Genomic DNA, 439 nt, shown 5'->3' with positions numbered 1-439 from the left:
CCGGCGCGCGGGCGATGACCTCCGCGACGAGTACACGTACAACGCGGGGAAGGCGCCGTCCGAGGGGAAACACGACCACGTCGGCGTCCACGAGCAGACGGACGGACGCTACTACGTCGGCCTCGCGGTGCCGATCGGACGCCTGACCGCCGCCGAGACGGTCCGGTTGGCCGACCTCGCGGCGGCGCACGGCTCGGGCGAGATGCGGCTGACGCGGCGGCAGAACCCGCTGATCTTGGACGTGCCCGAGTCGGAGCTCGACGACCTGCTCGACGCCGAGCTGCTCGACACCCACAGCCCCGAACCGAGCGTGTTCACCCGCGGGGCGATGGCGTGTACGGGCACGGAGTTCTGCTCGCTGGCGCTGACGGAGACGAAGGCCCGGACGGCGGCGATGCTCCGGTGGCTGCGCGCCAACGTGGAGCTCCCGGACGACATC

General features: G+C 72.0%; 1 pseudogene. It reads left to right on the top strand.

The window, feature by feature from the left end:
* Positions 1–439: pseudogene (locus EXE44_RS18265) on the top strand (ferredoxin--nitrite reductase); the annotation flags it as partial.

The organism is Halorubrum sp. SS7, from assembly GCF_005435055.1.
Taxonomy (GTDB): Archaea; Halobacteriota; Halobacteria; order Halobacteriales; family Haloferacaceae; genus Halorubrum; species Halorubrum salinarum.
Note: the sequence above shows the minus strand (reverse complement) of the source record. Positions and strands in the feature narration are given on the sequence as shown.